Annotated in this window: 10 protein-coding genes; 3 read left to right on the top strand and 7 right to left on the bottom strand. The window is 72.9% G+C overall.

Translation table 11 applies throughout. The features are described from left to right. Positions 1-285: 285 nt before the first annotated feature. The 7 genes from QMG73_RS45660 to QMG73_RS45630 form a co-directional block, all read right to left on the bottom strand. The gene (locus tag QMG73_RS45660; RefSeq protein ID WP_281906384.1) at positions 286-867 is read right to left on the bottom strand and encodes a TetR/AcrR family transcriptional regulator; all 582 of its coding nucleotides are present in this window, start codon (positions 865-867) and stop codon (positions 286-288) included. Between the two features lie 199 nt (positions 868-1,066). After that, a complete protein-coding gene (locus tag QMG73_RS45655) occupies positions 1,067-2,506 on the bottom strand; it encodes an MFS transporter (protein ID WP_281906381.1) in 1,440 nt (479 codons plus the stop codon). Beyond that, positions 2,503-3,024, bottom strand: coding sequence for a winged helix-turn-helix domain-containing protein (locus QMG73_RS45650; RefSeq protein ID WP_281906389.1), 522 nt, complete (start codon positions 3,022-3,024; stop codon positions 2,503-2,505). Before QMG73_RS45650 ends, QMG73_RS45655 begins: the two co-directional genes overlap by 4 nt. Positions 3,025-3,174: 150 nt before the next feature. Then, positions 3,175-3,597: an Hsp20/alpha crystallin family protein gene (locus QMG73_RS45645; protein ID WP_281906386.1), complete on the bottom strand. Its 423-nt coding sequence runs from the start codon at positions 3,595-3,597 to the stop codon at positions 3,175-3,177. Positions 3,598-3,716: 119 nt separating this feature from the next. Further along, positions 3,717-4,469, bottom strand: a complete 753-nt coding sequence (locus QMG73_RS45640) for an ABC transporter permease (RefSeq protein ID WP_281906378.1) — start codon at positions 4,467-4,469, stop codon at positions 3,717-3,719. A 59-nt stretch (positions 4,470-4,528) separates the two neighbouring features. Then, positions 4,529-5,452: an ATP-binding cassette domain-containing protein gene (locus QMG73_RS45635; protein WP_281906376.1), complete on the bottom strand. Its 924-nt coding sequence runs from the start codon at positions 5,450-5,452 to the stop codon at positions 4,529-4,531. A gap of 129 nt (positions 5,453-5,581) precedes the next feature. Then, the gene (locus QMG73_RS45630) at positions 5,582-6,598 is read right to left on the bottom strand and encodes a zinc-dependent alcohol dehydrogenase (RefSeq protein ID WP_281906373.1); all 1,017 of its coding nucleotides are present in this window, start codon (positions 6,596-6,598) and stop codon (positions 5,582-5,584) included. A 26-nt stretch (positions 6,599-6,624) separates the two neighbouring features. On the opposite strand from QMG73_RS45630, the gene QMG73_RS45625 reads away from it, so the two are divergent. The 3 genes from QMG73_RS45625 to QMG73_RS45615 all read left to right on the top strand — a co-directional run bounded on the left by QMG73_RS45625 (position 6,625) and on the right by QMG73_RS45615 (position 10,621). After that, on the top strand, positions 6,625-8,340 hold the full coding sequence (locus tag QMG73_RS45625) for an IlvD/Edd family dehydratase (protein WP_281906371.1): 1,716 nt from the start codon (positions 6,625-6,627) through the stop codon (positions 8,338-8,340). Positions 8,341-8,772: 432 nt separating this feature from the next. Continuing rightward, on the top strand, positions 8,773-9,606 hold the full coding sequence (locus QMG73_RS45620; RefSeq protein WP_281906370.1) for a DUF1028 domain-containing protein: 834 nt from the start codon (positions 8,773-8,775) through the stop codon (positions 9,604-9,606). Between the two features lie 70 nt (positions 9,607-9,676). Beyond that, positions 9,677-10,621, top strand: coding sequence for a hypothetical protein (locus QMG73_RS45615; protein ID WP_281906368.1), 945 nt, complete (start codon positions 9,677-9,679; stop codon positions 10,619-10,621). Positions 10,622-11,223 lie beyond the last annotated feature (602 nt).

Genomic DNA, 11,223 nt, shown 5'->3' with positions numbered 1-11,223 from the left:
CCCTCACCCGCCTACACCTCGGCGGCTACCAAACCCCACTACCCGGCCGCAACTCTCCCACCTGACCCACACATCAGACAGGAGAGCCGAATGCGCGTGGTTGGATCTCTTTCCGCGTGTATTTGCCCTTGATCCATGCGATTGCCCTTGATCGCCGCGCCGCGCCGCGCGCGGCCGTGCCGGGCCGTGTCGCGCCGCGCGCGGCCGTGCCGGGCCGTGTCGCGCCGGGCCGGCGCGGCCAGTGCGGGCGCGGCTGCGTCCAGGTCGGCGCGTGGCGCCGCGAACCTAGGCGAACGGTTCGCGGATCAAGGTCAGGGTGCGGTGGACCAGGTCGGGCAACGGCTGGCTGGGGTCTTCGAGCCACAGCTCGTTGGCGACCCGCGCGGCGGTCAGGAAGCTCGCGGCGAGCAGCCGGGCGCGCAGCGGCGCCTCCGGGCCGGCGGGCAGGCGCCGGGCGATCGCGCCGGCCAGGTCGCGTTCCGCGGCGGCGTACGTCGCGATCATCTCGGTGAGCATCGCGGGGTGGTGGTGCAGTTGCCTGTACCGCTCGAGCCGCTCCGGATCGTCGAAGGGCTCCTCGGCGGCCATCCGCTCGACGGCGGCGGTGAGAGCGGCCCAGGCCGGCTCGTCCGAGGGGCGAGCGTCGACCAGTTCCAGCAGGCGCGCCAACCGGACCTGGTCGGCGTGCAGTAGCGCCTGCTCCTTGCTGGCGAAGTAGTTGGAGAACGTACGCCTGGAGACGGTGGCCGCGTCCGCGATGGCCTCGACGGTGACCCGGTCGACACCGTGCTCGATGGCCAGCCGCAGGGCCGCCTCGTGCAGGGCCTGGCGGGTGGCCGCCTTCTTGCGCTCGCGGAGGCCGGTCATGACGCGAAAGCCTAGACGGTCCTTTCGGCGGCGCCGGCCACCGCGTGCCGCCGCGCACGAAGGACGCACGGGGCGGCGCGCTGCGGCGCACGTGGACGCACGCGGCGGCGCACGTGGACGCACGCGGCGGCGCGCTGCGGCGCGCCGCGCCGATCAAGGGCATTCGCATCGATCAAGGGCGAACGCACGCGAAAAGCGATCAAACCACGTGCGTTTGCCCTTGATCGGCGGGCAGAGGGGCGGCGAGCCCGCCCACCAGCCCGCCGGGCGAGCGCGCGGGTCCGCCGGGCGCGGTGGACGCGGGCGACGGCGCGACGGACGCGTCGGGTGCCGGCGTGGCGGGAGCCGGCGTGGCGGGAGCCGGCGTGGCGGGGGTGGGTGGCGCGGGTGGGGGAGGGGTTTGGCGGGCTGCCAGGTACAGGGGAGCGGCGGCCGCCAGGACGGCGGCGCCGGCCAGCATCGCGGTGCTTACCGTTGTCGCGTCGGCCAGGGCGGTCAGTGTCAGCAGGCCCAGTGCGCCGGCGGGCTGGGCGACCATGGAGTTCAGGGACAGCACCGTGGTGCGGTACGGGCCGTCGACCTGGCGGTGGAGCAGGCCCAGGTGTACCGGGTTGGCGGCGCCGTGCACGACGTAGCACAGCAGGTATGCCGCCAAGATTCCCACCGGCCCGGCCAGCAGGGCCATGCCGACCACGGTCACGCCCTGCAGTACCCGTAGAACGGCTCCCGTGAACGGCGCGCCGATCCTGCGGCTGGCGAGTGGCACTAGTGCGGCGCCGGCCGCTGACGCCACCCAGGCGGCCGATCCGGCGGGGCCGAGCAGTGCGGCGGCGGTGTCGGCGTTGTCGACGACCTCGGTCAGGCGTACCGGTAGCAGCGTCTCGAACGTCACCATGCCGAAGCCCCAGAACAGCTCCACGGCGACGAGGGCGACCAGCACGCGGGACCGGCGCAGCAGGCCGAGCGCGGCGCGGATCGTGCCGGGCACCTGCCGCACCGAGGCGACGACGGCCCGAGGCCCCGTAGCAGGTGGCACTTCCGAGGCAGGGCGGATCTCGGCGAGCAGCAGCGCCACCGCGACAAGCCCGACCACCTGGACCACGATCGCGGCCAGTACCGGCACGGCGAGCGGGTTCACGGCGGGCAGCGGGTCGAGCGCGATGAGGCCGCCCGCGACCAGTGCGCCGCCGCCGATCGCCAGGCCGGCGACGACGCCGCCGCGGCTCAGGCCGCTTTCGATGTCGGCGTCGGGGTCCGCGGCGAGGGCGGCGTCGACGTACCAGGCGTCCAGCGGGCCGCTGTCGAGTGCCCGGTATACGCCCTGCAGCGCGAACGCGGCCAGGAACAGCGCGAGCGAGTCGGCGGCGGCCAGCAGCGCGAACGACGCCAGGTTGACAACGCCGGCCGCCAGCAGCACCGGCCGGCGGCCGAGCGCGTCGGCGAGGCCACCGGTCGGCAGTTCGAGCATGAGCACGATCAGGCCCTGCGCCGTGCCGGCGACGCCGACCTGTGCCAGCGTGAGGCCGCGGTCGAGCGGCAGGAGGACGAAGATCGGGATGAGCAGGCCGGTGGCCAGCCAGCGCAGGCCGTGCAGCAGCAGGTAGCGCCGGCGGACCCGGGCCGCGGTGAGCGCGCTCATGCGGTACCCAGCCGGGGGAAGCCAGCCACGAACACGATGACCTGCTCGGCGTCGTCGCTGTCGCTGGCCTCCTGGTACCTGTCGATCACCGCGGACAGCTCGTCGTTGAGCGCCCGCAGCCGGTCGGGCGTCAGCCGCAGCCCGAAGTCGCTGATCTCGGCCGCGTCGCGCCAGGCGGCCGGCCGCTCGAACTGCTCCCGTGCCCAGCCGGCGACCATCTCCGTCAGCACGCTCACCTGGTACTCGGACAGCCAGCCCGCCGCGGCCCGGTCGTCGGGGTCGGAGGCGAAGGCGTCGGGGTGCCAGGTGTGGCTGTGGTGCGCGGCGCGCCACCAGCGCTCCCGGCCGTGCCCCTGCCCGGGCTCCTCGACCACCAGGCCCACCGCGGCGAGCTGGCGCAGGTGGTAGCTGGTGGCGCCGGTGTTGGTCGCCATCGCCTCGGCGAGCTTGGTCGCGGTGGCCGGACCGTCCATGCGCAGCGCGGACAGCAGGCGGGAGCGCAGCGGGTGCGCCAGCATCCGGAGCTGCCTGCTGTCGAGCGTGATGTCTGAGCTCACGCCCTCAGGGTAGGTTGCATAAAACCTTTGCACAAGTTTTATGCAACCTGGCCCATGGCGTGCGAGGCGCGGCCGCCCCGCATCGGCGACGGCCGCGTCCCGAGGATGGTGTCAGGCGTTGATGGCGCGCCGGCCGGTGTGCGCCGCCACGGCGATGCGCCGCGGCTTGGCGTGGTCGGCGACCGGAATGCGCAGGCTCAGCACGCCCGAGTCGTAACTGGCTTCCAGCTTGTCGGCGTCGAGGCTGTCGCCGAGGAACAACTCCCGGCTGAACGTCCCCATTGGACGCTCGGCGATGACCTGCTCGGCTTCCTTCACCTCGGGGTGGCGTCGCTCGGCCCGGACGGTGAGGATGTTGCGCTCGACGGTCAGGTCGATGCTGTCGGGGTCGACGCCCGGCAGGTCGAAGTGGACGTGGAACCAGTCGCCGTCGCGGTAGGCGTCCATGCGCATCATGGCCGGACGGGTGGTGGTGCCGAAGAACTGCTCGGCGAGCCGGTCGAACTCCCGGAACGGGTCGGTGCGCATCAGCATGGCGTCCTCCCTCATGCTCCTTCACAAGGGTCCTACGAACAGAGGTCCTCAAAACAAGGGTCCTACAGACTTGAGCCTGTCCGGCTCAAGTTCTGTTTTAGCGCGCCGCCGCGCCCCCGTCAAGCGGTCGGGTCACGGTTGTAGAGCCTGAGTGCCCAGACGAACCCGACCACCCCGATGACCAGGCTCCAACCGGCGGCCAGCCAGGCGTCGCCGCCGATCCCGGTGCCGAGCAGCAGCCCGCGCAGCGTCTCGATGACCGGCGTGAACGGCTGGTAGTCGGCGAACCAGCGCATCGCCACCGGCATCGACTCGGTCGGTACGAAGCCGCTGCCCATGAACGGGAGCAGCAGCAGTGGCATCGGCAGGTTGCTCGCGGTCTCGACGCTCTTGGTCACCATGCCGAGCGCGACCGACAGCCAGACCACCGCGACCGTGATCATCACCAGTACGCCGGCCGCCGCCAGCCACTCGATCGCGGTCGCGTTGGGGCGGAAGCCCACCGCGAGGGAGATCGCCACGACCACGAGGAGGCTCAGCATGGTCTGGATGACGCTGCCGAGGACGTGGCCGGTCAGCACGGACGGGCGGAAGATCGCCATCGTGCGGAACCGGGCGATGATGCCCTTGGTCATGTCCATGGCGATACCGATGGCGGTGCCCTGCGCGGCGCCGGCCACGCCCATGATCAGGATGCCGGGTACGACGTAGTTGGCATACTCGGCGCGGCCGCCGGTGACGCCGCCGAGCCCGTTGCCGAGCGTGCCGCCGAAGACGTACACGAACAGCAGCAGGAAGATCACCGGAATGGCGATCGTGGAGAAGGTCAGCGCCGGGTAGCGCCGGGCGTGCCGCAGGTTGCGCCGCAGCATCGTCAGCGAATCCCGCCGTGCGTAAGCGAGGGGCGCATGACCCGCGCCAGCTAGAGCGGTCATGCGGGAACTCGCGAGGTGAGGGCGAGGAAGACGTCGTCGAGGTCGGGCAGGTGCACGGACAACTCGTCGACCTCGATCGACGACTGGTCGAGTCGGTCGAGCAGCGCGCGCAGCGAGCGGACGCTCCCGTCGCTGGGCACCTGGACGGCGAGCGCCTCGGGATCGCGTACCGGAGGATCGAGGACTCGCACGGCGTACTCGAACTCGTCCGCGTCGCGCAGCTTGAGGCGGACGTGCCCGCCCGGGACGAGGCGTTTGAGCTCGGCGGGGGTGCCCTGCGCGACCAGCGTGCCGTGGTCGAGGACCGCGACGCGGTCGGCGAGCTGGTCGGCCTCCTCCAGGTACTGCGTGGTGAGGAAGATCGTGACGCCGCCGGCCACCAGGTCGCGGATGATGTGCCACATCGTGCGGCGGCTGCGCGGGTCGAGGCCGGTGGTCGGCTCGTCGAGGAAGATGATGCGCGGGTCGCCGACCAGCGTCATCGCGAGGTCGAGGCGCCGCCGCATGCCGCCGGAGTAGGTGGCGACCGGTTTGCGGGCCGCGTCGACGAGGTCGAAGTCGGTGAGCAGCAGCTCGATCCGGCTGCGCGCGGCCACCCGGTCGAGGTGGCACAGGTCGGCCATCATCGCGAGGTTCTCCTCGCCGGTGAGTAGGCCGTCGACGGCGGAGAACTGCCCCGTCACGCCGATGGCACGGCGAACGGCGTCGGGCTCGCGCACGACGTCGTGCCCGCCGACGCGCAGCTCGCCCGCGTCGGGCTGGATGAGTGTGGAGAGGATCTGCACCATCGTGGTCTTGCCGACGCCGTTGGGGCCGAGCAGCGCGAAGATCGTGCCCTCGTCGACGTCGAGGTCGACGCCGTCCAGCACCACCTTGTCGCCGTACGACCGGCGCAGCCCGGCGACCGTGATCGCGGCCATGGCTTCCCTCGCTTCCAGGTGTGGGCTATCGCGATACATCGTAAAGCAAACGCGATACATCGCGATAGTCCCCCTGCGAGTGATCAGGGCGTCCCTCAAGTCGTTAGGGCGACTTGAGGGACGCCCTGATCACGAAAGGGACGGATTGATGTGGATCTTTGGGGCGTGGCCCCACGACGGGTCGCGGTCGCCGGCGAGGACCGCGGCGGCCTCGCCCAGGCCGACCGTGGCGGCGACGAGCGGGCGCGGGTCGACCGCGCCGGACGCGTACAGCTCCACCGTGCCGGCCAGCCCGCCGGACGCGCTGAGCACGCCCACGGCGGTCACGTCCTTGAGGGCCAGCACCCGCGTGTCGACCAGGCTCGGCTCGCCGGCCAGCCCGATGTAGACGACCCGCCGGCCGGGCTCGACCACCTCCAGCGCCCGCGCGGGCAGGGCGGCGGCGTTCGAGGCGTCGACCACCGCGTCGAAGCGCAGCCCCGGCAGGGTACCGGCGCTCCAGACGTGCGCGAAGCCGAGCGTCCGCGCGAACTCCAGCCCCGGACCGGGCAGGCCCAGCAGGTGGACCTCCGCGCCCTCCGCGGCCGCGATCAGCCCGACCAGCAGCCCGATGGTGCCGGGTCCGAGCACCAGCAGGCGCTCGCCGGCGGCGAGCGCCGCGCCGCGGACCGCGCGTAGCGCGTTCCCACCGGGTTCGACGAGGGCACCCAGCGTCGGATCGACACCCTCCGGCAGCGGTTGCAGCGCCTGTACCGGTACCGGTAACCGCTCGGCGAGGGCGCCCGGCCAGCCGCCGCGGATGCCGATCTCGTACCGGTCGGCGCACAGGTGCTGCCGCCCGGCCGCGCACCGGTGGCAGCGCCCGCAGCCGAGCATCGTGTCGCCGGTGACCCGCCGGCCCAGCCACGCCGGGTCGACGCCGTCGCCGGTCGCGCTCACCGTGCCGCTCCACTCGTGTCCGATCCGGATCGGGTACCGCGCGTCGCCGCTGTGCAGGTACGCCATCTCGCCGGAGAAGAACTCCATGTCGGTACCGCACACGCCGGCCCGTTCGACGTCGACGACGACCTCCCCGGGGGCGGGGGACGGGTCCTCGACCTCCCGCACCTCGGCTCGACGTGGGCCGGTGATCACGAACGCGCGCATGGAAACGGACTGTAGATTGCAGTGCGATGAGCCCCTTACGCAGCACCGCCTGGTACGCCGGTGAGGACCGCAACGCGTACATCCACCGCGCGTGGATGCGGCGCGGCCTGCCCGACTCGGCCTTCGAAGGACGGCCGCAGATCGTCATCGCCAACACCGCCTCCGACCTGACCCCCTGCAACAGCCACCTCGACGAGGTCGCCGAGCACGTCAAGCGCGGTGTGTGGGAGGCCGGCGGGGTGCCGCACAACCTGCCCGTGGTGTCGCTGGGCGAGACGCAGGTGCGCCCCACCGCGATGCTGTGGCGCAACATGGCCGCGATGGCGACCGAGGAGATGCTGCGGGCCAACCCGGTCGACGGCGTGGTGCTGCTCGGCGGCTGCGACAAGACCATCCCCGCCCTGCTCATGGCCGCCGCGTCGGTCGACCTGCCAGCCGTCGTGGTGCCCGGCGGCCCGATGCTCACCGGCACGTTCCGCGGCGCGCCGCTCGGCTGCGGCACCGACGTGTGGCGCCTCTCCGAGGAGGTGCGCGCCGGCACGCTGTCGGAGCGGGCGTTCATGGAGTCCGAGTCGTCGATGATCCGCAGCCGCGGCCACTGCAACACGATGGGCACCGCCTCCACGATGGCGCTGCTCGCCGAGGCGCTCGGCGCCACCGTGCCCGGCACCGCCGGCATCCCGGCCCCCGACAGCCGGCTGCTCGCCCGCGCCCACGACACCGGCAAGCTGATCGTCGACATGGTCGCCCAGGACCGGCGGCCGAGCCAGATCTTCACGACCGGTTCGTTCCACAACGCGATCGTCGCCCTCGCCGCGATCGGCGGCTCCACCAACGCCGTCGTGCACCTGCTCGCCATCGCCGGCCGGCTGGGCGTGCCGCTGACGCTCGACGACTTCGACCGGATCGCCGCCGAGGTGCCGCTGCTGGTCGACCTGCAGCCGGCTGGCCGGTACCTGATGGAGGACCTGTACCGGGCCGGCGGCCTCGCGGCCGTGCTGCGCGAGGTGGCCGACCTGCTCGACCCCGACGCCGTCACGGTCACCGGCAAGCCGCTGGTCGGCACGCTCGGCGAGGCCCAGATCTGGGACCACGAGGTGATCCGGGCCCGCGACAAGGCGCTGCGGCCCAGCGCCGGCATCGCGGTGCTGTACGGCAACCTGGCCCCCAAGGGCGCCATCATCAAGCCGGCGGCCGCCTCGCCGCACCTGCTGCGGCACCGTGGCCGCGCGCTGGTGTTCGACTCCATCGAAGACTTCCACGCTCGCATCGACGCCCCCGATCTCGACGTCGACGCCGACACGGTGCTCGTGCTGCGGGGGTGCGGGCCGCGCGGGTACCCGGGCATGCCCGAGGTGTCCAACATGCCGCTGCCCGCGAAGCTGCTCGCCCAGGGCGTGCGCGACATGGTCCGGGTGTGCGACGGCCGGATGAGCGGCACCGCGTACGGCACCGTCGTCCTGCACGTCGCGCCCGAAGCCGCCGCCGGCGGCCCGCTCGACCGGGTGCGCACCGGCGACTGGATCACCCTCGACGTCGAGGGCCGCCGCATCGACGTCGACGTCCCACAGGACGAACTCGACGCCCGGCCGCCGTCGCCCGCCATGCGCGCGGCACTGGCAGCGCCGCGACGGGGTTGGGAGCGCCTGTACGTCGACACCGTCATGGGCGCCGACACCGGAGCCGACCAGGACTTCCTCGTCGGTGCGAGCGGCGACAAAGTCCCCCGCGAATCCCACTAGCAGACCCCGCCCGCGCCGCGCTCGCCGCCCGCGCCGCGCTTGCCGCCCCGCCCGCGCCCGCGCCGCGCGCGGCCTCTGCCCGCCGATCAAGGGCGAATGCACGCGGTTCGATCTCTTTTCCGCGTGCGTTCGGCCTTGATCCATGCGAATGCCCTTGATCGACGGACGGGGGGACAGGTCCAGCGCAGGGCGGTCGCGCACGCGAAGCCATGCCCGTCTGCGGGCTTCGCGGCACGCCGACGGACGGGCGCGCGCTGCGTGGGGCGGGCGTGGGTTGTGGTTCCGCGGAGGGTGAGGCCGCGGGAGCAACGGCATGGACCTCGGCGGGCGTCGCGGTAGCCCACATGTCGGTCCTGGGCTTGCGGCGTTCTTGCCCCTACGGACCTATGTGGACGGACGGACCGCGGTGCCGGAGCTCGATAGGCTCTTGGGGTGACCTTCTCGATCGTCGCCCGGTCCGCGGACGGCCAGGCGTACGGCGTCGCGGTGGCGAGCAAGTTCCTCGCGGTCGGTGCCGTCGTGCCCGCCGCCGAGGCCGAGGTGGGCGCGCTCGCCACCCAGGCGCACGCGAACCTCGGGTACCGGCCGCAGGGCATCGCCCTGCTGCGCACCGGGGTGACCGCCGCCGGCACGGTCGCCGGGCTCGTCGCCGCCGACCCGGGACGGGCACAACGCCAACTCGGGGTGGTCGGCGCCGGCGGCGATGGCGCCACGTACACCGGAGACGCCTGCCCCGACTGGGCCGGTGGTGTCGCTGGAGACGGTTGGGCGATACAGGGCAACCTCCTCACCGGCCCCCAGGTGATCGACGCGATGCGGGACGCCTGGCTCGACCTGTCCGGCGACTTCGCCGCCCGGCTGCTCGGTGCGCTGCGCGCCGGAGACCTGGCCGGCGGTGACCGGCGCGGGAGGCAGAGCGCCGCCCTGCTCGTAGTCGCCAAGGGCGGCGGGTACGGCGGCGGCAGCGACGTCCTGGTCGACCTGCGCGTCGACGACCACCGGGACCCGGTCGCCGAGCTGGGCCGGCTGCTCGACATCCACACCATGCTGTTTGGACGGTCGGATCCGGCGGACCTGCTCGACCTCGACGGCGACCTGGCCGAAGAGGTGGCGGGCCTGCTCACCGCCGCTGGGTACCCGCCCGGAGTTGGCGACCTGGACACCGCCCTCGCCGCGTGGGCCGGCGTGGAAAACCTGGAGGAGCGGCTCGCGCCGGGCCGGATCGACCCGGTCGTGCTCGCACACCTGCGCACGCCTGCGGCATAATCGACGCATCGAGGACCGTCGACGCGCCCATCTGGTCGGCAGCATTCCCGCGAGCGACGCTGCCGCCGCGATGGCACTGGCCGTCGAGCACCTGGGCGGTGACCTGGACTTCCTCCCCGACGGCGAGACCGGCAGCCGTCGAAACTGGATCATCGGCATGATCGAGAGCCTCCGCGACCACCCGGCGCTGGAGCTGGTGAGAGACGGCGACTGGTCCGACTACGACGACACGCCCCGCTTTCGCGTCAAGCGTGGCCAACGGCTGGACGAGCTCGACCTCGGAATCGTCGCCGCGGCAAGGGAAGCGCTGCCCGTCCACGCTCGACTGGCCGGCGGCGCGGGCTTCCAAGTGGGCATTCCGGGCGACGTCGACCTGGCCATGTTCGTGTTCGGGCCGACTGGGCCGGTGCGCCACCTCAGGCCGTTCACCGAGGCGCTCGCGGTAACGATGCGGCAGATCCACGACCTGATCGGCGGCGACGCGCTGTTCCAGATCGAGATTCCCGTCGAGCTGGTGCTGATGGCTCGGGCGCCACGGCCGGCGCGGGCGATGCTGGCGAGCCTCCTGGCGCGCCGGGTCGCCAGGCTGGTGAGCGCGGCACCCGAGGGAGCCCGGTTCGGCGTGCACCTGTGTCTCGGCGACATGAACCACCGCGCGCTCGGCAGGCTGCGTGACGCCGGTCCGCTGGTACAGCTGGCCAACGCCCTCGTCGCGCGCTGGCCGGCGGAGCGGCCGTTGGTGTACGTACACGGGCCGCTGGCCGCCGCGGACCATCCGCCGGTGGACGACGCCGCGTTCTACCGGCCGTTGCGCGGTTTGCGCCTGCGCGGTGCGCGCTTCATCGCCGGGTACGCGCACGAGGACCAGGACCTGGCCACGCAGCGCCGGATCCGGCAGCACGTGGAGGACGCGCTCGGCCGTCGCGCCGACGTCTCGACCAGCTGCGGCCTCGGCCGCCGCGACCGCGCGGCCGCTGTGGCGGCCCTGAAGCGCATCAAAGCCCTCCTCACCTGACCCTCCGCGCTGCGGGTCCGCCCGCCCCGCTGGCTCCCGGCGCTCGCTGGCTCGCGGCGCTCGCGGCGCTCCCGGCGCTCGCGGCGCTCGCGGCACGGCCGCCGATCAAGGGCGAATGCACGTGGTTGGATCTCTTTTCCGCGTGCGTTTGCCCTTGATCGACGCGAATGGCCTTGATCAGCGTGCCGTGCGGCGAGGTGGGTGGGCGCGGCCTTGAGTAGGCGCGGCCTTGGGGGGCGCGGCCTTGGGGGGCGCGGCCTTGAGTAGGCGCGGCCTTGGGTGGGCGCGGCCTTGGGTGGGCGCGGCGGCCTTGAGTGGGCGCGGTCTTGAACGGCACGCGTCGGCCGGACCGGTCGCGGGCTCCGCGCTGTGTGGGGCGCGCCGCTTGGTGGGGTGTAGTGGGATCTTGCGCCCGACTATGTCGGATACATCCGGGCGCAAGATCCCAGCCCACCCCACCAAGCCGCGCGGTCTGGGCGACGCCGCCAGATCTTGGAGCCCGAGCGTTGCCAGGGGCGAGCTCAACCGGTGGTTGCAACACCGAGTAGTTGGGCCATTTTGTCAGCTGGGTTGGCCCAGCCGAGGGTCATTCGGGGTCTTGT

This window comes from Phytohabitans aurantiacus (genome assembly GCF_027923225.1).
Taxonomy (GTDB): domain Bacteria; phylum Actinomycetota; class Actinomycetes; order Mycobacteriales; family Micromonosporaceae; genus Phytohabitans; species Phytohabitans aurantiacus.
Note: the sequence above shows the minus strand (reverse complement) of the source record. Positions and strands in the feature narration are given on the sequence as shown.